Source organism: Streptomyces sp. NPDC021115 (assembly GCF_044333065.1).
Taxonomy (GTDB): Bacteria; Actinomycetota; Actinomycetes; order Streptomycetales; family Streptomycetaceae; genus Streptomyces.
Window position 1 is genome coordinate 1 of sequence record NZ_JBIRQF010000005.1, and the last position, 21,515, is coordinate 21,515.

Sequence of the window (21,515 nt, forward strand, 5' to 3'; positions counted from 1 at the left end):
CCCCGATCTTCGACCTGGTCGACTACGGCGTGGTCGGCGACCTCTTCGAGGTCGTCCCGCAGCTCACCGAGGAGGTCAAGACCCGCAAGGGCTGAATGCACTTGGGCGATCTAGTAGTTCACTTTCGGTGACTGGGCCGGGGCGGGTCCGCTTCCGGTCGGATACGTGTTCGTTTGTTCACTCCTTTCCGGAGGGTGCTTTGTCTGTTCCCGCCCCCGTTGAGTCCCTGTACCGCCCGAAGCATCCGGTCCGGTTCGTCACGGCTTCGAGCCTCTTCGACGGGCACGACGCGGCGATCAACATCATGCGCCGCATCCTCCAGGCCCAAGGAGCCGAGGTGGTGCACCTCGGGCACAACCGCTCGGTCGACGAGGTGGTGTCGGCGGCGCTGGAGGAGGACGTCCAGGGCGTGGCCGTCAGCTCCTACCAGGGCGGACACATCGAGTACTTCGAGTACCTGGTGGAGCTGCTTCGGGAGCGTGGCGCCGGACATGTGAAGGTCTTCGGTGGCGGCGGCGGGGTCATCGTCGCGGAGGAGATCGCCCGGTTGGCCCGGGCCGGGGTACGGATCTTCTCCCCGGAGGACGGCCAGCGGCTCGGTCTGGCCAAGATGATCAACTCGATGGTCGAAGAGTGCGACACCGCGCTGTGGGATCTGGCCCCGGTCGCGCCGGACCAGGTGTTGGCGGGGGAGAGGCCCGCACTGGCCCGGCTGCTCACCGGCCTGGAGGCCGGTACCGTGGCCGACCCGGACGTAGGCGTCCTGCGCGAGGCAGCCGCGTCCCGCCGGACACCGGTGCTCGGCATCACCGGCACCGGCGGCTCGGGGAAGTCCTCGCTCACGGACGAGCTGGTACGTCGGCTGCGCAGCGACCAGGGCGGCAGGCTCAAGGTGGCGGTGCTGGCGGTGGATCCGACCCGGCGGCGTGGCGGGGGCGCCCTGCTGGGCGACCGGATCCGCATGAACTGCCTCGACGGCGACACGGTGTTCTTCCGCTCGCTCGCCACCCGCGGCGGACGCGAGGTTCCCGAGGGCCTGTCGGACGCCATCGCGGCCTGCCAGGCGGCCGGTTCCGACCTGGTGATCGTGGAGACGCCGGGCATCGGGCAGGGGGACGCCGCGATCGTCCCGTACGTGGATGTGTCGCTGTACGTGATGACACCGGAGTTCGGTGCGGCTTCCCAGCTGGAGAAGATCGACATGCTCGACTTCGCCGACGTGGTGGCCATCAACAAGTTCGAGCGGCGCGGAGCCAAGGACGCGCTGCGTGACGTGGGCCGACAGCTGGTGCGCAACCGCGAGGCGTTCGGGCAGCGGCCGGAGGACATGCCGGTCTTCGGGACCAGCGCGTCGACCTTCAACGACGACGGGGTCACCGCGCTCTACCAGCATCTGCGGGATCTGTTCGCCGAGCGCGGCCTGCCCGTGGCGCCCGGAGCGCTTCCCGAGGTGGCGGTGCGCCACTCCAGCGGCGCTACCCAGGTGGTGCCCCCGGCCCGGGTGCGTTACCTGGCGGAGATCGCCGAAACGGTGCGTGGCTATCACGAGCGCACCGGCGTCCTGGCCGGGCAGGCCCGCCGGATCCAGCGGCTGGCGGCCGTCCGCGACGAGCTGGCGGCGGCCGGCGCGAACACCGACGACGTCGAAAAGCTGCTGAAGGACGCGGAGGACACCTTCGCACCGGAAGCGCGCGGACGGCTGGCCGACTGGCCGCGGACCGTACGCGACTACTCCGGCGATCAGCTCATCGTGACGGCACGCGACCGCGAGCTGCGCACCACGCTGGTGCGCGAGTCGCTGTCCGGGAGCAGGATCCCCCGGGTGGCGTTGCCGCGTCACACCGACCACGGAGAGCTGCTGCGGTTCCTCCGTGCGGAGAACCTTCCGGGGTTCTTCCCGTTCACCGCCGGGGTGTTCCCGTTCAAACGGGAGGGCGAGGACCCGGCGCGGATGTTCGCCGGTGAGGGCGACCCGTTCCGTACCAACCGCCGCTTCCACTACCTCTCCGAGGACAGCGAGGCCACCCGGCTGTCCACCGCCTTCGACTCGGTCACCCTCTACGGCCGCGATCCGGATCTGCGTCCCGACATCTACGGCAAGGTCGGAACCTCGGGTGTGTCGGTGGCGACCCTGGAGGACATGAAGGCGCTGTACGACGGCTTCGACCTGACCTCGCCCACGACGTCGGTCTCCATGACGATCAACGGGCCCGCGCCGACCATCCTCGCGTTCTTCCTCAACACCGCGATCGACCAGCGGCTCGACGCCCACGCCACCGAGCACGGGCGCGAGCCGACCGCCGAGGAGGCCGAACAGATCCGGGCGGATGTCCTGCGCAGTGTCCGCGGCACCGTGCAGGCCGACATCCTCAAGGAGGATCAGGGCCAGAACACCTGCCTGTTCTCCACCGAGTTCAGCCTGCGGATGATGGCCGACATCCAGGAGTGGTTCATCGAGAAGGAGGTGCGCAACTTCTACTCGGTGTCCATATCCGGCTACCACATCGCCGAGGCCGGGGCCAACCCGATCAGCCAGCTCGCCTTCACCCTCGCCAACGGCTTCACCTACGTCGAGGCCTATCTCGCCCGTGGGATGCACATCGACGACTTCGCCCCCAACCTGTCGTTCTTCTTCTCCAACGGCATGGACCCGGAGTACTCCGTGCTCGGCCGGGTGGCCCGCCGCATCTGGGCGGTGACCATGCGGGAGCGTTACGGCGCGGGGACTCGGGGCCAGAAGCTGAAGTACCACGTGCAGACCTCCGGACGCTCCCTGCACGCCCAGGAGATGGACTTCAACGACATCCGCACCACCCTGCAAGCGTTGATCGCCATCTACGACAACTGCAACAGCCTGCACACCAACGCCTACGACGAGGCCGTCACGACCCCCACCGAGGACTCGGTGCGCCGCGCGCTCGCCATCCAGCTGATCATCAACCGGGAGTGGGGCCTGGCGATGAACGAGAACCCGTTGCAGGGTTCCTTCATCATTGACGAGCTCACCGACCTGGTGGAGGAGGCGGTGCTGAGCGAGTTCGAGCGGATCAGCGAGCGCGGCGGGGTGCTCGGCGCCATGGAGACCGGCTACCAACGCGGCCGCATCCAGGACGAGTCGATGCTCTACGAGCAGCGCAAGCACGACGGCACCCTGCCCATCATCGGTGTCAACACCTTCCGCCACCCGCACGCCGACACAAACCGGGACCAGATGGCCGTGGAGCTGGCACGCGCCACCGAGGACGAGAAGCAGTCCCAGCTGAAGCGCGTCCACGACTTCCAGACCCGCCACCGCGAGCAGGCCCCCGCTGCCCTGACCACCCTCAAGGAGGCCGCCGCCGGCGGCCGCAACGTCTTCGCGGTGCTGATGGACGCCGCCCGGGTCTGCTCACTCCAGCAGATCACCGAGGCGTTCTTCGAGGTCGGCGGAGAATACCGGCGCAATGTCTGACCCAAGGCCCCTTATCACCGAACTCCGGAGCGTACTGTGACCGAAGCGTTCATCGTCGACGCCGTCCGCACCCCCGTCGGCCGCCGCAAGGGCACCCTGAGCGGCGTCCACCCCGCAGACCTCGGAGCGCATGTACTGCGCGCGCTCATCGACCGGACCGGTGTTGATCCCGGCTTCGTGGACGACGTGTATTTCGGCTGCGTGAGCCAGATCGGCGCGCAGACCGGCAACATCGCCCGCACCTCCTGGCTGGCCGGTGGTCTGCCCCAGCATGTGCCGGGCACGACCATCGACCGGCAGTGCGGCTCCTCCCAGCAGGCCCTGCACTTCGCGGCCCAGGCCGTGATGTCCGGCACCGCCGACCTCGTCGTCGCGGGCGGGGTCGAGGTGATGAGCCTGGTGCCCATTGGCAGCCCGTTCGTCCTCGGGCAGCGCGAGGGCATGGGGACCCCGTACGACGGGGAAGGCTGGCGCAGCCACTTCGGCGATCAGGAGATCTCCCAGTTCCGCGGGGCGGAGCTGATCGCTGAGAAGTGGGGCATCTCCCGGCAGGACATGGAGAGTTACGCACTGGCCAGCCACCAGCGGGCACTGGCGGCCCAGGCGGCCGGGGTCTTCGCGGACGAGATCGTGCCGACATTCGGCCTGACGGCCGACGAGGGGCCGCGCGCGGACACCTCGCTGGAGAAGATGGCGGGACTGAAGCCCCTCACCGAGGGCGGCCGGCTGACCGCCGCGGTGTCCAGCCAGATATCCGACGGGGCCGCCGCCCTGCTGGTCGCCTCCGAGGACGCGGTGCGCCGATTCGGGCTGGCGCCGCTGGCCCGGGTGCACACCATGGCCGTGGTCGGTTCCGACCCCGTCCTCATGCTCACCGGGCCCATCCCCGCCACCGACAAGGTCCTGGAACGGTCGGGACTGACCCTCGACCGGATCGACCTGGTGGAGATCAACGAGGCGTTCGCACCGGTGGTACAAGCCTGGCTCGCGGAGACCGGCGCCGACCCGGAACGCACCAACGCGTTCGGCGGTGCCATCGCCCTGGGGCACCCACTGGGTGCCACCGGCGCCCGCCTGCTGACGACCCTGGTCCACCAGCTCCGCCGGACCGGAGGCCGCTACGGGCTGCAGACCATGTGCGAGGGAGGCGGCATGGCCAACGCGACCGTCGTGGAAGCCGTGTGACCCCTGGCAGGTCCCTCTTCTGGCTCCTGGGCTCATCGCCCTGATCCGCCGCTTGCACCTCCCGCTTCCGACTGGATAATGCCCGAGGTCGATGCCGGCACCCGCCGCAGGGCGGAGTACGCGACGGACGCCTCCAACTACCGCGTCGTCCCCGCGGTCGTCGCCCTTCCCCGGCACTCCGACGAGGTCGCGGCCGCCGTCGCGGTCGCGCGCTCCACGGGAGTCCCGGTCACCTGCCGGGGCGGCGGGACCTCGACGGCGGGCAACGCGGTGGGCACCGGCATCGTCCTCGACTTCTCCCGCCATCTCGACCGGGTGCTCTCGGTGGACCCCGAGGCGCGGACGGCCACCGTCCAGCCGGGAGCGATCCTCGATCGCATCAGCGCCGCCGCGGCCCCGTACGGATTGCGGTACGGCCCCGATCCCTCGACACACGCCCGCGCCACGATCGGCGGTTCGCTGGGCAACAACGCCTGCGGCGCCCGGGCGCTCCGGTACGGCCGCACCGCCGACAACGTCGTGTCCATCGACGCCCTGACCGCCGACGGCGAGCGGCTGGACGCCCGTCGCCTCGGCCGGGCCGGCCTGCGCGCCGCGGGCGCCAAGGGCCGCGTGCTGGAAGACACCGTCAGCGAGCACCTGGCGGTGATACGCGCCGAGTTCGGACGCTTCGGCCGGCAGGTGTCGGGCTACTCCCTGGAGCACCCGCTGCCGGAGAACGGCGCGGATCTGGCCAAGTTCCTCGTCGGCAGCGGCGCGGTGCCCGATCTGCCCCGAGGAGAGGGCTGGCTGTTCGTGGAAACGCCGGGCGACACCGCGGCCGAGGGCTCGGTGGCCGCAGCCCGGCGGACAAGCCGGCGTGGCCGGGCTGGGAGGACGCCGCGGTCCAGGGAGCGGTGGCGGGTGCCGGTCCGGCGCTGATGCTGAGCTGCGACGTGATCGTCTCGGCGGCGTCGACGAAGTTCCTCATGGCTTACGCCGATGCCGGACTGACACCCGACTGTGGCGTCTCGTACCTCCTGCCCCGCGCGATCGGACAACAGCGCGCGCTCGGACTCGCCCTCACGGGCCGGGTCCAGACCGCCGAGGAAGCCTCGGCCTGGGGGCTGATCAACGATGTGGTCGACGACGCGGAACTCGGTGATCGAACACATCGGCTCGGCGAACGGCTCGCAGCGGGACCGGCGTTCGCCCTCGGGCGGACCAAACTCCTGATGCGCGCGGGCTGGGCACATCGCGCGAGCAGCGAGTCTTTCAGCCGCCATTGAGACACATGGGCGCCTCACACGCCCGCGGCCACGGAGCCGTCGTCAACCTCTCCTCCACCACCGGCATGACGGGACGGCCACCGCACGATCTTCAGGAGTCCACGCAACCCCTGGTGATCATGCGGTGGCCGTGACCGTTCCCAGCGCGGCCGACACAAGACGGGTGGTCGTCATCCCCGGCGCGGAGTCGTCTCAGAGGTGCTGCTCCGTGGCCCTGGTCCGGTGGTACTCGTCCTGCCGCTCGTCGGTGATGTACGCCGGCACCGGGAAGTCCCACCAGCCTGGCACCCAGGGGCCGGCGGCGTCGCGGTCCGTCGGGACTTCCACCAGGGCCGGCGCCCCCGACTGGACGGCCTTGCGCAGGGTCGACTCCAGGGAGTCGGCGGTGGACACCTTCCACGATTCGATGCCGAAGGACCGGCCCATGGCGGCGAAGTCGGGGCTGTAGGGCGTGCCGTCGGGATACGAGAATTCCGTGCCGATGTGGCGGGAGGTCTGTTTGCGCTGGCCGCCGCGGATGGACATGTAGCCCGCGTTGTTCTGGACGACGAAGACCACCGGCGCGCCGGCGGTGACACTCAGGGCGATTTCCTGGGCGGTCATGAGGAAGTCGCCGTCGCCGAGGACGCACACCACGGGACGGTCCGGATGGGCCAGCTTGGCGCCGACCGCGGCGGGCACGGCCCAGCCCATGGAGGAGAAGCCGCCGGAGGTGAGGTGAGTGCGAGGGGAGTACACGGGGAAGGTCTGCTTGACCGCGCCTTGGGTGTTGCCCGAGCCCGCGACGATGATCGCGTCGCGCGGGAGGACGGACCGCAGGGCGCCGAGTGGGCGCTGGGAGGTGAACGGGAAGCGGTCGCTGTCGCGGCGGCCGGCGAGTTTCTCCTCCCAGTCCTGCTTGAGCGTGGCGAGTTCGGCCAGGTACTCGGAGCGGTCGGCGCCCTTGGTGGGCAGGGAGCCGACGATCGCGGCCACGGCTCGTTGCGCGTCGGCGACGATGCCGACTTCCGCGGGGTAGTTCTTGCCGATCTCGTGCGGGTCGATGTCGATGTGAATGAGCTTCGCGGGCGGGATCGAGAAGCTGACGCCCTTGGCGTAGCTGGAGGCCGACCAGTCGGTGAAACGGCAGCCGACGGAGACGACGACGTCGGCGGAGCTCGCGATCGCGTTGCCGGTCATCGTGCCGGTCTGGCCGACGCTGCCGGCGAAGAGCTCGTGGTCCTCGGGGAAGGCGCTCTTGCCGTTCCAGGTGGTGACGACCGGGATCTGCCACCGCTCGGCGAGAGCGAGGACCTGGTCGGACGCCTCGGACGTGATCGCCCCACCGCCGACCACGATGACCGGCCGGGTGGCGGTGCGCAGGACGTCGACGGCGCGTTCCACCGCTTCCGGGTCGGGATGCTGTCGGCCGACGGGAATGCGCCGCTCGAGGTCGTGGAGATCCACGTCCGCGGCCTCGGCCTGCACATCCATCGGGACTTCGAGGTGCACCGGGCCCGGACGGCCGGTCAGCATGGAGTTGAAACAGCGGTGCAGGACGAAGGGAAGTTCTTCGACACGGGTGACGACCCAGTGCCGCTTGCTGACGGCCTCGGCCACCTTGGGGAAGTCGTTGGCCGTGTAGCGGTCGAGTTCCTGGAGCAGTCCGTGGCCGCGCATATGGGTCGGCGGGCCGCCCGTGATGACGAGGACGCTGGTGGAGTCCGTGAACGCGGTGCCCATGCCGATGACGGTGTTGCTCGCGCCGGCGCCGATGGAGGTCACCGCGGCCTGGGGGCGGCCGGTGGCGCGGTAGTAGCCGTCCGCGAGGTGGACGGCGCTCTGCTCGTGGAAGGTCTGGATGAAGGGGATCTTGGACTCGGCATCGAGGAAGGCGTCGGTCAGTGACCAGATGCCGTGGCCGGGAATGCCGGCGACGTAGTCGACTCCGTAGTTGCGCAGGGTGCGCGCGACGATCTGGCCTCCGGTGAGGACAGGCATGGTGGGGTCCCAATCGGCTCGGTTCGGATGGTGCGGTCAGGCGCCCCGGCGGGCGGCCCAGGTGAACCCCTGCGTGCACAGCCGGGTGACGTCCGGGTTCTGGAGGTCGTCGAGGTCGTGTCCGACCGCGCTGTAGAAGACACGGCCCGCTCCCCAGGTCCGGGTCCACGCCTGAGGGATCGTCCTGCCCTCCAGCCACGGCAGGTGCTCGCCTGTGAAGGTGGTCTCCGCCAGGACATGGTTGTTGGGGTCGACGGACATGTAGTACTGCTCCGAGGCGACCTGGAAGTCCTTGACCCCGGCGGTGATCGGGTGGCCGGTGTCCGTAATGGTGACCTGGTAGGGGTACTTCACCGCTTCGCCGGCGGGGTGTTCGAGGAAGCTGCCGCCGATCAGCCAGTGGTACTTGAGGCTCGTGCGGAACGCGGCGGCCGCGCCGTGCCAGGCGGCGATCCCGGTGCCGTTCTCCACGGCCCTCAGCAGGCTCGTCTCCTGGGCGGCGGTGAGCCCCTCGGACAGGAGAGCGTTGTTCCAGTTGAGTGCGATGAGGTCGTACCCGGTCAGGTCGGCGTCGAGCGCGAAGATGTCGTTGGTCTCGTCGACGTCGAACCCCAGGTCCTTGAAGATCGGCAGGGCCCATTGTTCGGCGATCTGGTAGGGCTTGTGCCCCGGCCAGCCTCCGTACAGATACAGAACCCGGGTCATGCGTCCTTCCCTCCGGTAGTGGATTCGATGAGTGCGGCGCGGCTGCGCAGGTGCTCCGCCACTTCCAGGGCGTCGCCCTCCGGAGCGGTGGAATTGCGCTCCGGCTTCGCCGTCAGCAGGTATACGAGGCCCACGGCCGAGACGATGAGGAAGCCGATCAGCGCGATCCACCGGTCCAGGAGCGGGGTCCCGGCGTCGCCGGCGGGCCAGGCCAGGAGAACCATCCCGAGGACGCCGTAGGTCAGGGCCGCCACGTTGACGACGAGTCCCCAGCGGCCGAGGGTCCAGGATCCGGCGGGACGCCAGCCCTTCAGGCGCATCCGCAGCGCGGCCAGGACGACCATCATGAACGCCGCGTAACCGGCCAGCACCTGGAAGGCCACGATCTTGGTGAGGGAGTCGGGCGAGTAATAGACGAACACGAAGATCAGCAACGGGACGACGTTCACTGCCAGCAGCGCGTTGCTGGGGACGCGGTGCCTGCGGGAGATCTTCGAGAAGGTGCGGGCGCCCGGGAACATGTCGTCGCGGGCGAAGGAGAAGACGATCCGGCTCGCGGCGGCCTGCTGGCTCATCACGCCCGCGATGAAGGAGGTGATGGTGACCATGAGAACCATCTTCGTGCCCACGATGCCTATCGAGTTCTCCAGGATCGAGGGGATCGGGTTGGTGTCCTTCCCCGAGAGGATCGAGGGGAGGTCGGGAGCGGCAAGCGCATAGCCGACGAACGCGAGGAGTGCGGCCGCTCCGCCGACGCCCACGGTCAGCTGCATCGCGCGGGGGATGCTGCGGGAGGGATTGGGGACTTCCTCCGCGATCTCGCCGCACGCTTCGAAGCCGTAGAAGAGGAAGAGCCCGACGAGCGAAGCGGCGATGAAGGCCATGAAGTAATTGCCGTGGTTGGAGCTGCTGGTCTCGAAGAAGATCGAGACGGAGTTGCGCCGTTCGAAGATCAGCAGGTAGAGGCCCACGAGAATGATGCCGATCAGTTCCGCGGCGAGCCCGATCTTGGAGATCAGGGCCAGTGTCCTGGTGCCGAAACTGTTGCAGATCAGACAGACGGCGGTCATGCCGATCGCGATCCACAGGCGCTCCCCGGGGGTGGAGCTGATTCCCGGCTGGTCGGCGCTCCCGGCGAAAAGGCTGGCCACGAAGTCCGAGCTGAAGAGTGCGGTACTGGTGATGCCGATGGTGATGCAGCAGATGTAGGTCCATGCGGTGAACCACGCATAACGCCCATTCCACAGTCGCCGGACCCATTGGTAGAGCCCGCCCGCGAGCGGGAACTGCGAGACGACCTCACCGAAGACCAGAGCGACAAGGAATTGCCCGGCTCCGACGATGCCTATCCAGAAGATGGCGGGTCCGCCGGCGGTCGCCAGCCCGACCGCGAAGAGGGACACGACGCCCACGAGGGGCGAGAGGTATACGAAACCGAGGGCGAAGTTGGCCCACAGGCTGACCTTGCGGTCGAACCTCTGGTCATAGCCCAGCGCGGCGAGCAGTTCCGCGTCCTCGGTCGATGAGACAGGGCCGGCGGCCCCGCCCGGGGGACTGATGTGGTGGGACCGGGGCGCCGCGTGCGCCTCGTTCTCTGTGGCTGACATGAAGATCTCCGGAGGGTTGGGGGGAAGTGCTCCTTGTCGAACGGTTGCCGCGCCGCGACCGCGGTTCGGCGTAAGTCGCGATCCGTCATCGCCGTTCAGCTCCGGTCGAAGGAGTGGTCGGTCCAGCCCAGCCGGGCCGATCCGTAGCGCGCGGCGCGGACGTCTCCCGAGCGGGCGTGCCCCTCGAAGTTCTCGATGCGGGAGGCCCTGCCGCAGACCTCACCGAGCTGGGCGCTGGACCTGGCGTCCCTGATCTCCTGGTACGTCACCGTCTTGAGGTACTTGCCGACCCAGAGGCCGCCGGTGTAGCGGGCTGCCCCCAGGGTGGGCAGTACATGGTTGGTGCCGATGACTTTGTCACCATATGCGACGCATGTCTTGTCGCCGAGGAAGAGGGCGCCGTAGTTCCGCATCCGGTGCAGGGCCTCGCGGGGCTCGGCCGTCAGGATCTGGACGTGTTCGCTCGCGTACTGATCGGCGAGTTCGTAGGCGGCGTCGAGTGTGGGGACCACGATCACTTCACCGTGGTCGCGCCAGGCACGCCCGGCGACCTCACCGGTGGGCAGGCCCGGCAGCAGCTGCTCCACGCAGGAGATGGTCCGCGTGGCCACCTCCTCGGACGTCGTGATCAGGACCACGGGGGAGTCCGGCCCGTGCTCGGCCTGGGACAGCAGGTCGGTCGCCACCACGAACGGATCGGCGGTGCCGTCGGTAACGATCAGTACTTCCGTGGGCCCGGCGAAGAGGTCGATCCCGACCTCGCCGAAGAGCTGGCGTTTGGCTTCGGCCACGTAGGCGTTGCCGGGACCGGCGAGGATGTCGACCGCGTCGACCGTCTCGGTGCCCAGGGCCAGGGCCGCCACGGCTTGGACGCCGCCCATGACGTAGATCTCGTCGGCCCCGGCCAGATGCATCGCGGCGATGCTCACGGGCGGCGGAGCACCGCGGTCCGGCGGGGTCGTCGCGGCGACCCGGCCGACACCCGCGACCTTGGCCGTCAGGACCGTCATGTGAGCCGACGCCGTGAGGGGGTAGCGGCCTCCCGGGACGTACGCGCCGGCCGCGCCGATCGGGATGTTGCGCTGGCCCAGGAACACCCCGGGAAGCGTTTCCACCTCGAAGTCGGTGAGGGAGTCCCGCTGTGCCTGGGCGAAGCCACGCACCTGTTTCTGGACGAACCGCAGATCGTCGAGGACCGTCTCGGGGACGGAGGAAACCACGGAAGCGACCTGGTCGGGGCCGAGCCGGAAGGACGGCGGACTCCACTCGTCGAACTTCTGCGACCAGCGGCGCACGGCGGCGTCGCCGTCGCGTCGTACGTCAGCGATGACGTCGGCGACGGTTTCGACGATCTCCGGACGGCTGGTCCGCGCCGGTTCCGTGGCGGCCGGAGCCTTGATGATGTTGCGTACTGAAGACACTCTGCACTCCTTGCAGGTGGTCGTGCCTGCGGGCTTGACCTGAAGTCTGGGTAAACACAGAGGTGTCGCGACAGGCGCAGTGTGTGCAATATTGGCCAGGGAACCTGCACACACCGAGGTATTGGTTCATGGCTGAGCCCCTGACTGTTCGCGCCGCACTCGAACTCGAGGTGTTCACGCGCACCGAGGTGCGCGTGTATGCCGGAGAGAGGAATCTGGACCGCCCCGTGCGCTGGGTGCACACCGGTGAGATCCCGGATATCCATCGCTTCCTCACGGGGCAGGAGATGCTCCTGACAGCAGGACTCGGCATGGGCGAGACGGCCCTTCAGCAGCGCGCCTTCATCCGGCGTCTCGCGGACGCCCATGCGGCCGTCCTCGTCATCGAGCTGGCCGGGCGTATGTTCGACTCCATGCCGCAGGCCGTCGTCGAGGAGGCCGAAGCCGCCGGCCTGCCGCTGGTGGGACTGACCGACGAGATCCCCTTCGTCGAGACGTCAGCCCAGGTCCACGAGGTGTTGGTCGGCATGCGCGTCAAGCAAATGATCGCGGAAGAGGCCACCAGCCAGGCGTTCATGGACCTGCTGCTGGCCGACGAGGACTACGTGGGCGTGGTCAGAGAACTGGCCCGCCGCACCGGGCACCCGGTGGTGCTGGAAGACGTCGCCCATCAGATGCTCGCGTATGGAGGCGCGACACCGGAGGCCGACCAGGTCGTGAACGAGTGGAGCGCGCACTCCCGGGCCATTCACGAACGCCACTACCCTGTCGTGACGCAGGGCACTGAGGCCTCTGCGGCCTCGGCGGCATCATTTCGCGAGGTCGTGCCCTGCGCCCGTCAGCCCGTGATCCTCAGAGGCGAGTCCTGGGGTTGGCTTCACCTGCTGCACGGTAAGGTGCGGCCGGCCCCGGCCGAGCTGCGAACGCTGGAGCGAGCGGCCGCGGCTGTGGCGATCTCGCTGCTCAGCGAGCGGGAGAGCGGCGCCCGCGCATCCCAGCGCCAGACGGCGCTGCTGAACCGGCTGCTACTCGGCGATATCACGGGGGAGCGGTTCGTGAGCCTCAGCCTGGCACTCGGGCAGGACCTGCGCGGACGTGACCTGATCGTCGTCACCGCGTGGGCGGGGGACGAAGAGCCGATCAAGGACCACACCCTTGCCCGCCTGCTCCAGGAGGCCGGCTGGCCCGCCATCGTGGGCGACACCGGAGATTTCGACGTGGCGGTCGTGGGCCTGCCCGCCCGCGCTGACGCGGCCGATGTGCAGAACCTGTTGGCCGGTCACGGCGTACGGGGTGGCATCAGCCGGACCGTGGAGCCGGCGGCGCTGCCGCTGGCGCTGCGCCAGAGCCGCAGCGCGGCCTCTGTCGCAGCGGCGGCCACCACGGCGGAAGTCCGTCATTTCGACGATCTCGGAGCGCTGCGTCTCCTCGTCGCACTCTCAGAAGGTCCAGAGCTCAGGCGCTATGTCGAGGACGAACTGGGCCCCCTGCTCGAGCGCGACGCGCTCGTGAAGAACCCGCTGCTACCCACCCTCCGTACCTTCCTCGACTGCGGTGGCAACAAGGCACGGGCGGCGGACGAACTCTTCATCCAGCGGCGCACCCTCTACCACCGCCTCGAGAAGCTCTCCGAGATTCTCGGCCTCGACCTCACGCGAGTCGGCAACCAGCAGCGGCTGCAACTAGCCGTGCGCGGCCATGACCTGCTGCGCAAACCGACGTTGCGGCGGACCTGACTCCCGCGACGTCAGCCCTTCGTCGCCCTGGCGAGCGATGGGGCGATGCGCAGGGCGTTCGCCCCGATCGTCAGGGCTGGATTGAGCGCCGCGGAGGACGGGAAGAACGACGAGTCGGCCACCCAGAGGTTGTCGATGTCGTGGCTGCGGCACAGCGGATCGAGGACGCTCTGCGCCGGCTCGCGACCTGCCACGGCCGTTCCGCACATGTGGGAGTTGGTCTCGATGCCCATGCGCTGGGTGAAGATCAGCGGATAGCCGGCCTTGCGGACCGCCTTGGTCACCCGGCGTACGAGTTCGTGGTGGGGGGCGAGGTTGGTCGGCGCCCAGTCGATGAGGATGCGGTCGCCGTCCACCCGTACCCGATTGTCCGGGGAAGGAAGGTCCTCCGTCGTCAGGTAGATGTCGATGCTTCTGGACGACATGAACTTCAGGGCCCACGTCGGTGCCCATGGACGCGCGGGCTTGAGCATGGAGGCCCGCAGCTTGCCCAGCATCTGCAGGTTTCCCAGCGGGAAGGGCGTTCCCGGGCCGGCTTCGTAGAAGTCGTTCATGCCCAGGGTCTTCTGCCACTGCGTGGGGTTGGTCCGCAGTGGGTTGACCCCGACGAAGAACGTGCTGTTGTGGACCATGTAGTTGCGGCCCAGCAGCCCTGACGAATTGCCGAGACCGTGCGGATGCATGCCATTGGCCGAACGGAGCAGCAATGCCGCCGAGTTGACGGCACCCCCGGCGAGGGCGAAGGTCCTGGCGTGGATGCGGACGGTACGGCCCCGGTGCCGTGCCTCGGCGGCGACGATCTTTCGGCCGTCAGGTGAGGTGATCAGGCGGGTGATCTCCGCACCGGTGAGCATCTTCACGCCGTCGCGCAGCGCGGGGAGAAGGATCCTGTTCTCGGCGTCGGACTTCATGCCAGTCTCGTCCGGACAGCCGTCCGCTGTCGTCACGGCGGCGCGATCGGCCTGCGTGTTCACGTTCAGCGCGTTCGGCGTGTGGAAGGGACGCAGGCCCTGCCTGCGCAGTGACCGAGCGAATCTCTCGATCTCCGGTTCGTGGTCGAGCGCGGGGTACGGGTAGGGCGCGGAGCGCGGCGGCTCGGTTGGGTCCTCGTCGGCCTGGCCGTGCACCTGGAGCAGCTGCTCCATGGCGCCATAGAAGGGCTCCAGGTCGTCGTAGGTGAAAGGCCAGGCACGCGAGACACCCTCGTGGTGTTCCACTTCGGTGAAGTCACTGCGCCGGAAGCGGGGCAGCATGGCACCGTAGAAGCGGGTGTTACCGCCCACCCAGTAGTACACACCCGGCGCGAACGGCTTGCCCGAGCTGGTGTCGTACCAATAACCGGCGTTTTTGTACCGGCCCTTGAGGTACATCTCGGTCGGCTGGGAGTTCTCGGGTTCACGGGGAAGGAAATGGCCCCGTTCCGCGACCAGTACCTCAAGGCCGGTGTCCTTCAGCGCCCAGGCCAGAGACGAACCGCCCATGCCGGAGCCGATGATCAGGACGTCAGTGCTGACCTCGGCAGCGGTGCCGACTGAAACGAGGGAATCGGGCCGAAGCTCCGGCGGCGTGTAATCCTGACGTACCGGATTGGACATGAATCGGAACCCCTTAGAAGCTTGGCTCTGAGTTTGGGCGATGAAAAGCAGTGAACCTTGCTGGTGGTTCACGAGCACCTGAGCATGGCGCAGAATTCAGCACATGCGCGAGATGGGCGATGGTTGCCGGATAAAGTGCACATTGTGTGCATGCACCCGAAACGTTCCGGGGCCACTTACGCGCCTGTCTCGGCACACTCGGTATCGCCCGCCAGGCGCGGGCATCAGCCGGCGAAACAGCCGATACTGCTGACCGTGCCTGGCCGGGCGGATTCGTTACTGCGCCGAAGACCGGATGAACGAGGCTGCCCGCTCCCCGATCATGATGGCCGGCGCATTGGTGTTTCCGGTCACCAGGGACGGCATGATCGATGTGTCTGCCACACGCACGTTGTCCAGTCCGTGCACGCGGAGTTCGGAATCGACGACCTTGCCCATCATGCACGTACCCGACGGGTGGTAGAACGAGAACGACTGGGTGCGGATGAAGTCGTCGATGACCTGGTCGCGGTCCGATACGGGAGCCAGCCCCGCATCCGCGGCCCCGCGAAGATCGGACTCCAGGACCTCGGCGAGCCGTGACTCGCGGGCGATGCGCATGCAGATGCGCAGGCCCTCCCGCAGCCGCCTGCGATCGTCCTCGTCCCCGAGATAGTTGTGCACGATGCGCGGTTTGGCGTAGGGGTGTGAGTGCCGCAGGCGCACGGAACCGCGGCTGCTCGGACGCGCGACGTACGGCCCGAAGGACATCCCCGGCTCAAGGGGCGCGGCAAGTCCTTCGTCACGGACGATGCCCAGCGCGGCGTGCACCTGGATGTCCGGAGCCGGCAAGTCGTCGCTGGTGCTGAAGAAACCGCCAACCTCGTTCCAGGCCATAGCTCCCTGACCCTGCTCACGCAGCTGCTGCTCCTCGCGCGAGGTGTCCGGGCCGAGAAGGGGCTCGGTGTGGCTGAAGAAGCTGATGAAGCACCCGGCGTGGTCCTGCATGTTCCGTCCCACGTCCGGCAGGTCGTGCAGAGGGGCGATGCCCCCCTGGGCGAGCTCGTCCGCCGGACCGACGCCCGACTGCAGCAGCAGGTGGGGCGAGTTGTAGGCGCCCAGGGACAGCACGACCTCACGGTTGATCCGGATCAGCCGGACGGTGCCCAGGTGGTCGACCTCCAGTCCCTGGGCACGGGTGCCGTCGAAGATGAGGCGGAGCGCGGTCGTCGAAGGGAGGATGGTGAGGTTCGGGCGGTCTGCCGCCGGCTCCAGGAACGCCACCGCACTGCTGCATCGCAGCGCCTTGCGCTGGGTGACCTGGTGGTAGCCGACACCGTCCTGCTCGGCTCCGTTGAAGTCGGGGTTGGACTTGTGGCCGGCGTCCTGGGCTGCCTCCACCCAGGCAGTCAGCAGCGGATGGACAGAAACCGGATCGCTGACGGTCAGCGGGCCCCCAGCGCCGTGGAAGTCGTTGGCTCCACGCTGGTTGTCCTCGGACTTCTTGAAGAACGGCAGGACGTCGTCGTAGCTCCAGCCGGGGTTCCCCATCCGCTCCCATGTGTCGTAGTCGTAGCGGTGGCCGCGGACGTAGAGCATGGTGTTCATCGAGCTGGTTCCGCCGATCGCCCGCCCACGCGGCAGGTAGATCCTCCGTCCGCCCAGCTGCTCCTCGGGCTCCGTAGCAAAGTCCCAGTCGTACGTCGTCTTCAGCTGCTGCGAGAACAGCGCGGGAATCTCGAACAGACGACCTGTGGCGGGCGGCCCGGCTTCGATCAGAGCCACTGTCACGTCCGGATCCTCGGAGAGCCTGGCAGCAAGCGCGCAGCCCGCTGAGCCGGCCCCCACAACAACGTAGTCGTACGTTTCCGCAGTCCCCGTCATAGCGCCTCCATGGCGATCAGGCCTCATAGCCCGGTGTGCTCGATATATGTGTACTGGACCAATATCCGGTGATTCCGAGGAGCTGGAGTCGAGCTGCTCTCACCGTGGCGGTTTCTGGAGACACTAGGCAGTCACGCGATCGCAGCACATACGCAAAGTGAGCGGTGCTGCCCATAAGTAGTACACACTATGTGCACCGGGTAGCGGCGGGGGTGATGAGCTGACGGCTGCGTTCTCGACGGAGCGCTGAGGACAGCGGCGGAGGCCGGTGCTCAGCCCGAAGCTACAGGTCCTGGGCCTGCGGAGCATGTCACTCTGCCGGCGTCGCTCCGTCCAGCCCGCTGTCACCCGTGCCGGAGCCGCCACCAGCCGGGCCGCTCCTCTCAGCCGGTTCCATGGCGATCTTCCCGTACGCCCTCAGGGCTGTCCCGGCGGGCACCGGGGTCCGTTCGCGCACCCCGGTGCCTGAGGGGTCGGCGGTGCGGGCAGCGAAGGTCTGGCAAGATCCCCGGCTGGTCCTGACCGGCGTGATCGTGCTGGCCATGGCTCTGGCCGAAGGCGCGGCCAACGACTGGCTGCCGTTGCTCGTGGTGGACGGACACGGGCTCGATGCGGCACAGGGATCGCTGGTCTATGCCGGCTTCGCCGCCGCGATGACCGTCGGGCGGTTCGCCAGTGGGTTCTTTCTCGGCCGCTTCGGAAGGGCCGTCGTCGTCCGGGCCGGTGCGATCTCGGGAGCCGTCGGTGTCGCTATCGTCATCTTTTTTCCGACAACGCCCTGGTGGCCGGTGCTGCTGTGCTCTTCTGGGGCCTGGGGCCTGGGGCCTGGGGGCCTCCCTCGGCTTTCCCATGGCCCGCCCGCGTCGACCACCTGCCCCTGCGCGAAGACAACGGATGGCTGCCGGACCTCACTGTGTGCCGACGTACCGGCGTGCCGTGAACCGGCCCGGGCCCGCCGGCACTTCCTCGCCGTCGGGGAAAACGACGGTGGCGGTGGAGGTGGGGGGAATGTCGACGGTGAGGTGCAGCTCGCCGGTCTCGGTGCGCCACTCGACCGCGATGGTGCCCCGCGGGCCGTCGAAGGTGCCATGCGCCCAGTCGACCGTGGGATGGGGCACGGGTGCGACGACGAACGACTCCCAGGCTCCTCGGCCTGCCGCAGTCCGAGGGTGTGGGTGTGCAGGAAGCGGATGACGGCGGCCTTGCTGTAGTGGTTGAGCGAGTCGTGGGCGACGCCGTTCTCGTCGACGCCGTTCCAGTCCTCCCAGATCGTGGTGGCGCCCCGGTCGAGCATGCCGAGCCACGAGGGTGAGGTTCGCTGGAGGAGTAGCTGGTAGGCGAGGTCGGCGTGGCCGGTGTCGGCCAGGGCGGGCAGCAGGTCGGCGGTGGAGAGGAACCCTGTGCCCAGGTGTGTGCCGGCCGCCTCGATGAGTGCGGTCAGCCGCGCCGCGACGGCCTCGCGTAGCTTCTCGGGCGCCAGGCCGTAGGCGAGGGCGCGGACGTAGCTTGCCTGGGTGTCGACGGTCGTGCGGCCGGTAAGGTCGAGGAACTCCGTCCGCCACGCCTCCTTGATCCGCTCCGCGAGCCGGGAGTAGCGGGCCGCATCGGTGTCGAGGCCCAGGACCCGGGCGATCCTCGCGAGGGTGGCGGTCGAGCGGTACAGGAACGCGGTGCCGACCTCGCCCTTGTCGGACTTCATCCAATCGTCGGGGTCGCTCTTCCCCGACTCGACGGGTGAGCCGTCCGCGGCGCGGGGCTTGGGTTCGCACCACTCGACCCAGTGGAAGGAGCCGTCCCAGATGAACTCCTCGTGCGGGAGCGGCTCGGCCGAGCGGGCCACCCGGGAGGGGAGGCGGGCGGTGCGGGCGGTGGCAAGGGCCCATTCGACCCAGCGGACCATCGCGTCCCAGTTCTCGGTGAGTTCCCGGCGGTCGCCGTACGTCTCGTACAGCTCCCACCGCACCAGCACGATGGCGTCTCCCCAGCCGGCGGAGCCGGTCATCATGTCGAGGCGCTGGTCGCCGCGGAGCCTGATGCGGCGTCCGTCGGGGAGAAGTTGGCGATGCGTCCGTCGTCGAGTTGGTCGTCGCGGACCGAGCGCAGCCACTTGCGGCTGAACCCGGACACGTCGTAGAGGCGCGCGGCGCTGGGGAGGAAGACCTGGTAGTCGCCGGTCCAGCCGATGCGTTCGCGGGTGGGGCAGTCGGTGGGTACGTCGACGGCGTTCCCGCGGAAGCTCCAGCGGGCGACCTCGTGCAGGTGGTTGAGGTCGGGGTGGGAGCAGGCGAAGGTGCCGGTGGGCCGCAGGTCGGTGTGGACCACCCGCATGGTGAGGCTCGACGCGTCCAGCGGGACCTCGCCGCGCTCCAGGCGGGCGTAGCGGAATCCGTGCACGGTGTGGCGGGGTTCGAAGACCTCGCCGGTGGCGCCGGACGAGATGGCCTCGTCGTGCTGGACGAAGACGGTGACGGGGTCGCCCGGGCGCTGGATGTCGAGGTGGGTGGTGGTCAGGTCGCCGGTGGCGGGGTCGAGGTGCTCGCCATAGTCGATCACGGTGCGGGTGCCGGCCGGGCCGAGGTCGGTGAGGGTGATCCAGCCTGAGGCGTTCTGGCCGAAGTCGGCGATCCAGGCGCCGTTCGGCAGCCGGGTGAGTGACGTGGCGGGGCGGTCCTCGATCCGGCGCACGGGCGGGGCCGGGGACCAGTCGACCGGGGGTGCGGTGACGGCGTTGACGAGGACGGGCCGCTCGGGTCCGCCGACCGCGCGGAAGTCGGTTGTCTGGCCGTCCATCAGGTCGGCCCGGATGAGGGGGCCGGGGGCCGAGGTCCAGTGTTCGTCGGTACGTACGACCTGATGCGTCCCGTCGGCGTGCTCCAGGTGCAACTCACAGCGCGCGGCCAGGAGTTCACCCCATCCGGCCGGTTTACGGAAGGCGCCGACCTGGCCGCGGTACCAGCCGTCGGACAGTACGATCTCCAGCGAGTTGGTGCCGGGGCGGACGTACGAGGTGGCGTCGGCGGCCTGGGCGTACAGGGTGTGGTCGTACGACGTCGAGCCCGGCGCGAGTTCGACGGTGCCCGCGCGCTCGCCGTTGACGAACGCCTCGTACACGCCGAGAGCTGTCGTGTACAGGCGGGCGCGGACCACCTCGGTGGTGGTGAAGGTGGTCCGCAGGACGTGCGCGCAGCGGGTGCCGGGGGGCAGGCGCGCCTGCCGCGGGTCGTCGGCGGGGGTGATCCAGTGCGCCGACCAGTCCTCCTCCAGGAGTCCCGTCTCGAAGTCGTGCCAGGCGCTCCAGTCGGAGATCCGCGCCGTGCCGTGCGACCGGACGCGCCAGCGGACGCGTTCGCCGCTGCGCAGCGGCGGGGCGGGCCAGGCGACGTAAAGGTGGCCGTCGGCGCGGGCGGTCAGCGGTGGTCGGCCCTCGACGCGGACGTCCAGTTCATGGGCGGCGTGCGCCGGCAAGCCGGTGGGTGGCTTCCACGACAGCCGGGGGCTGCTGCCGGAGACCGGGAAGTGGTCGCCGCCGAAGTCGATCGCGAGGTCGTACGGGGCGGGTGCGGGCATCGGGCCGTCGCCTCCGTTTCCGGGTGGGTGGCGGGTGGGATCAGGTCGTCTCGCCGTTCGGGGTCGTGACGGGGGCGGCCGGCAGGGCCCGGGTCGATGCGCGGACCACCAGGCGGGTGGCCAGTTCGACGTGATGGGAGTCGATGTCCTCCGCTGCTGCCAGGCGCAGCGCGGTGCGCAGGGCCACGGATCCCATCTCCTGGGCGGGGCCGTGGATGGTGGTCGGCGGGGGTGAGGTCACCTGGGCCAGCGGGGTGTTGTCGAAGCCGACGACGCTGAGGTCGTCCGGGACGCGCAGGCCGCGCAGCCGGGCGGCTTCGATGAGCCCGGCGGCCAGTTCGTCGGAGGCGGCGAACACCGCGGTGGGCGCCGGGAGCACCGACAGCAGCGCCCCGCCGTGCTCGATGCCCTCGGCGGCATGGAATGTGCCCGCGTGGCGGACCAGTTCGTCCGGCACCGGTGCGCCGGCCGCCTCCATCGCGCTGCGGAACCCGTGCAGCCGGGCCTGGTTGGTGCCGGCGTACACCGTGCCCCCGAGGTACGCGATCCGGCGGTGGCCCAGGGAGAGCAGATGCGTGGCGGCGGCGTGGCCGCCGGCGAAGTTGGTCGCGCCGACGCTGACGATCGAGGCGTCGGGCACCGGTTCCGTCGGGTCGAGCAGCACCGCCGGCATGCGGACCCGGTTCAGGGCCTGGAGGAGCGGCGGCGACAGCGTGTTCGCGGTGACCGCGATGACCGCGCGCCGACCGGCGGCCGCCAGACCGCGGGCCCAGGCTGCAGGGTCGGCCGCCGGATCGCGCTCGCCGCGCCTGCTGACCACGACCGCGACGCCCTCACGGGCCCCGGCGTCCACCACGCTCTGGATGATTTCGATGTGGTAGATGCTCAACCGCTCGAACCCGAAGAACAGCTCCACGGTGGGGTACGCGCGCAGATCGTCGCGGTTCCCGCCGTAGTTGTGCTGGCACATCAGGTCGAGGACCCGGTCACGCGTCCGCTGGCCCACGTCGGGGCGCCCGTTGATGACCTTGGAGACGGTGGCCACCGAGACACCGGCGTACTCGGCGATCTGTGCCAAGGTCCCTTCGCGCTGGAGCGGTGCGAACGACGGGACTGGCTGCTGAATTCGCTTGCGAG

The 21,515-nt window shown here is 69.2% G+C and carries 15 protein-coding genes and 2 pseudogenes; 7 read left to right on the forward strand and 10 right to left on the reverse strand.

All coding sequences use genetic code 11. From position 1 onward, the window contains the following. Nucleotides 1-199: 199 nt before the first annotated feature. The 5 genes from icmF to ACH4TL_RS17650 all read left to right on the forward strand — a co-directional run bounded on the left by icmF (nt 200) and on the right by ACH4TL_RS17650 (nt 6,038). Nucleotides 200-3,451, forward strand: coding sequence for a fused isobutyryl-CoA mutase/GTPase IcmF (gene icmF / locus ACH4TL_RS17630; protein ID WP_398314969.1), 3,252 nt, complete (start codon nt 200-202; stop codon nt 3,449-3,451). A 36-nt stretch (nt 3,452-3,487) separates the two neighbouring features. After that, nucleotides 3,488-4,636 (forward strand): acetyl-CoA C-acetyltransferase, encoded by a 1,149-nt coding sequence (locus ACH4TL_RS17635; protein ID WP_398314971.1) that lies wholly within the window; start codon nt 3,488-3,490, stop codon nt 4,634-4,636. A 78-nt stretch (nt 4,637-4,714) separates the two neighbouring features. Next, nucleotides 4,715-5,557 carry an FAD-binding oxidoreductase gene (locus ACH4TL_RS17640; RefSeq protein WP_398314973.1) on the forward strand — a complete coding sequence of 281 codons (843 nt, stop codon included), beginning with the start codon at nt 4,715-4,717 and terminating at the stop codon, nt 5,555-5,557. Between the two features lie 14 nt (nt 5,558-5,571). Then, nucleotides 5,572-5,904, forward strand: coding sequence for an enoyl-CoA hydratase-related protein (locus ACH4TL_RS17645; protein ID WP_398314975.1), 333 nt, complete (start codon nt 5,572-5,574; stop codon nt 5,902-5,904). 5 nt (nt 5,905-5,909) lie between these two features. After that, nucleotides 5,910-6,038, forward strand: a complete 129-nt coding sequence (locus tag ACH4TL_RS17650) for a hypothetical protein (protein WP_398314977.1) — start codon at nt 5,910-5,912, stop codon at nt 6,036-6,038. A gap of 58 nt (nt 6,039-6,096) precedes the next feature. On the opposite strand, the gene ACH4TL_RS17655 is transcribed toward ACH4TL_RS17650, so the two are convergent. From ACH4TL_RS17655 to hisD, 4 genes are all read right to left on the reverse strand, one after another. Continuing rightward, nucleotides 6,097-7,884 carry a thiamine pyrophosphate-binding protein gene (locus tag ACH4TL_RS17655; protein ID WP_398314979.1) on the reverse strand — a complete coding sequence of 596 codons (1,788 nt, stop codon included), beginning with the start codon at nt 7,882-7,884 and terminating at the stop codon, nt 6,097-6,099. Nucleotides 7,885-7,920: 36 nt separating this feature from the next. Continuing rightward, nucleotides 7,921-8,589: a ThuA domain-containing protein gene (locus ACH4TL_RS17660; protein ID WP_398314981.1), complete on the reverse strand. Its 669-nt coding sequence runs from the start codon at nt 8,587-8,589 to the stop codon at nt 7,921-7,923. Next, nucleotides 8,586-10,196 (reverse strand): APC family permease, encoded by a 1,611-nt coding sequence (locus ACH4TL_RS17665; protein ID WP_398314983.1) that lies wholly within the window; start codon nt 10,194-10,196, stop codon nt 8,586-8,588. Before ACH4TL_RS17665 ends, ACH4TL_RS17660 begins: the two co-directional genes overlap by 4 nt. Before the next feature lie 95 nt (nt 10,197-10,291). Next, nucleotides 10,292-11,617, reverse strand: coding sequence for a histidinol dehydrogenase (gene hisD, locus ACH4TL_RS17670; RefSeq protein WP_398314985.1), 1,326 nt, complete (start codon nt 11,615-11,617; stop codon nt 10,292-10,294). A gap of 128 nt (nt 11,618-11,745) precedes the next feature. Here hisD and ACH4TL_RS17675 point away from each other — a divergent pair, with 128 nt between their 5' ends. After that, nucleotides 11,746-13,353 (forward strand): PucR family transcriptional regulator, encoded by a 1,608-nt coding sequence (locus ACH4TL_RS17675; RefSeq protein WP_398314987.1) that lies wholly within the window; start codon nt 11,746-11,748, stop codon nt 13,351-13,353. Between the two features lie 11 nt (nt 13,354-13,364). Here the strand turns inward: ACH4TL_RS17675 and ACH4TL_RS17680 are convergent, their stop codons facing one another. Both ACH4TL_RS17680 and ACH4TL_RS17685 read right to left on the reverse strand, forming a co-directional pair. Continuing rightward, a complete protein-coding gene (locus ACH4TL_RS17680) occupies nt 13,365-15,020 on the reverse strand; it encodes a GMC oxidoreductase (protein WP_398314989.1) in 1,656 nt (551 codons plus the stop codon). A gap of 204 nt (nt 15,021-15,224) precedes the next feature. After that, nucleotides 15,225-16,811, reverse strand: a complete 1,587-nt coding sequence (locus tag ACH4TL_RS17685) for a GMC family oxidoreductase (RefSeq protein WP_398316022.1) — start codon at nt 16,809-16,811, stop codon at nt 15,225-15,227. A 395-nt stretch (nt 16,812-17,206) separates the two neighbouring features. Here ACH4TL_RS17685 and ACH4TL_RS17690 point away from each other — a divergent pair. Then, nucleotides 17,207-17,575: pseudogene (locus ACH4TL_RS17690) on the forward strand (MFS transporter); the annotation flags it as partial. Nucleotides 17,576-17,719: 144 nt separating this feature from the next. On the opposite strand, the gene ACH4TL_RS17695 reads toward ACH4TL_RS17690, so the two are convergent. From ACH4TL_RS17695 to ACH4TL_RS17710, 4 genes and pseudogenes are all read right to left on the reverse strand, one after another. Then, nucleotides 17,720-18,115: an alpha-L-rhamnosidase C-terminal domain-containing protein gene (locus ACH4TL_RS17695; RefSeq protein ID WP_398316024.1), complete on the reverse strand. Its 396-nt coding sequence runs from the start codon at nt 18,113-18,115 to the stop codon at nt 17,720-17,722. Next, nucleotides 18,043-18,816 (reverse strand): annotated as a pseudogene (locus tag ACH4TL_RS17700) (alpha-L-rhamnosidase); the annotation flags it as partial. The pseudogene ACH4TL_RS17700 and the gene ACH4TL_RS17695, both read right to left, overlap by 73 nt. Continuing rightward, nucleotides 18,813-20,378 carry a family 78 glycoside hydrolase catalytic domain gene (locus ACH4TL_RS17705; RefSeq protein ID WP_398314991.1) on the reverse strand — a complete coding sequence of 522 codons (1,566 nt, stop codon included), beginning with the start codon at nt 20,376-20,378 and terminating at the stop codon, nt 18,813-18,815. The pseudogene ACH4TL_RS17700 and the gene ACH4TL_RS17705, both read right to left, overlap by 4 nt. A gap of 40 nt (nt 20,379-20,418) precedes the next feature. Continuing rightward, nucleotides 20,419-21,456 carry a LacI family DNA-binding transcriptional regulator gene (locus tag ACH4TL_RS17710; protein ID WP_398314993.1) on the reverse strand — a complete coding sequence of 346 codons (1,038 nt, stop codon included), beginning with the start codon at nt 21,454-21,456 and terminating at the stop codon, nt 20,419-20,421. Between the last annotated feature and the right edge of the window lie 59 nt (nt 21,457-21,515).